Origin of the sequence: Streptomyces sp. NPDC005648 (assembly GCF_040605395.1) — a bacterium.
Taxonomy (GTDB): domain Bacteria; phylum Actinomycetota; class Actinomycetes; order Streptomycetales; family Streptomycetaceae; genus Streptomyces.
In genome coordinates this window covers 1-1632 of sequence record NZ_JBEXCS010000201.1, presented here as the reverse complement: position 1 = coordinate 1632, position 1632 = coordinate 1, and the positions used below count along the sequence as shown (strand labels likewise).

The window sequence follows — 1632 nt, the reverse complement described above, 5'->3', positions numbered from 1 at the left end:
GGTCAGCAGCGCAGCGCGCCTTCGGCGCGCGCCGGGGGCGTGGTAAATCCCGTGGCGCGCCCGGGGTGCTTCTGTCTGCCCTGACGTGGGCTGCTGCGGGTCCGGGACGCTGGAGGGGTTCGTTCCGGCCGAAACCGAGGTCTCTGTGATGCCGGTGAGCTCGCAGGTCAGCATGGTGCCGAGGGCCGTCCACGGGAACCGTGGAGTGTTGCTGTGAGCACGCGCGTCAGAATCCCTGATCCACCCTGGCCCTCCCGGAACGGCGTACCGCTCGGCCGTTGAGGGAGGGGCTCTGGACATGGACGTACTGCACGAACGCTGCGCCGGTGTGGACGTCAGCAAGAAGGACGCCAAGGCGTGCATCCGCACCCCAAGTACGAAACGGCGCGGGTCGTTCACGAACCAGACCACGACCTGGGGCGCGACGACGAACGCCGTACTCGCCCTGCGCGATCACCTGCTCGCCGCCCAGGTCACCCTCGTCGTGATCGAGGCGACCTCGGACTACTGGAAACCCTTCTACTACCTGCTGGCCGACGAGTTGAACGTGATCCTGGTCAACGCCCGGCAGGTCAAGAACCTGCCCGGCCGCAAGACCGACGTCTCGGACGCGGCATGGCTGGCCCAGCTCGGCGCCCACGGCCTGGTACGGCCCTCGTTCGTCCCGCCGCAGCCGGTGCGCGAGCTGCGGGACCTGACCCGGGCCCGCACCCAGATGACCCGCGAGCGCGGCCAGATCGTGCAGCGGCTGGAGAAGCTGCTGGAGGACACCGGGATCAAGCTGGCCGCGGTCGCCTCCGACATCATGGGCGTCTCCGGCCGGGCCATGCTCGAAGCCCTCATCGCCGGGGAACGCAACCCGCAGGACCTCGCTGAGCTGGCCAAACGCAAGCTCCGCAACAAGATCCCCGAACTCACCGAAGCCCTGACCGGACGTTTCCGCGCCCACCATGCCTTCCTGACCCGGCTGCACCTGAACCACTACGACCAGCTCACCGACGCGATCCGGCAACTCGACGAACGGACCGAGGAGACGATGGCCCCCTTTCGAGGTGCCCTCGACCTCCTGGACACCATCCCCGGGATCAACCGGGCCGTCGCCGAAGTGATCATTGCGGAGACCGGCGGCGACATGGCCCGCTTCGCCTCCGCCAAACACCTCGCCTCCTGGGCCGGGGTCTGCCCCGGCCACCACGAGTCCGCCGGCCGCACCAAGAACACCAAGGTCCGCCCCGGCAACCCCTACCTCAAGGGCGCCCTCGGCCTGGCCGCCTTCGGCGCGGTGCGAACCAAGGACACCTACCTGCAGACCCGCTACAAACGGCTGACCTCACGCCGCGGCCCGCTGCGGGCCCTGGTCGCCGTCGAACACTCGATCATCACCGCGATCTGGCACATGCTCACCGACAACGTCCCCTACCACGAGCTCGGCGGCACCTACTTCACCCAACGCGACCCCGAACGCGCCACCCGCCGAGCAATCAACCAGCTCAACCAACTCGGCTACACCGTCACCCTCAACCCGAAGGAGCACGCAGCCTGACCGGCGGTCCATACACCCGCCGACCCCACGACCACCGGGTATCCAGTGCTGCCCGCCCCCACCCTGACCTGCATCTATTTACGCGTCAG

The 1632-nt window shown here is 68.4% G+C and carries 1 protein-coding gene; it reads left to right on the top strand.

What is annotated here, in order from left to right; all coding sequences use genetic code 11:
- Window positions 1–298 precede the first annotated feature (298 nt).
- On the top strand, window positions 299–1543 hold the full coding sequence (locus ABZT17_RS45135) for an IS110 family transposase (RefSeq protein WP_356358000.1): 1245 nt from the start codon (window positions 299–301) through the stop codon (window positions 1541–1543).
- Window positions 1544–1632 lie beyond the last annotated feature (89 nt).

What these genes read in the sequence shown, in the direction of transcription:
- ABZT17_RS45135 (WP_356358000.1), top strand. Translation starts at nt 299, where the DNA reads ATGGACGTACTGCACGAACGCTGCGCCGGTGTGGACGTCAGCAAGAAG.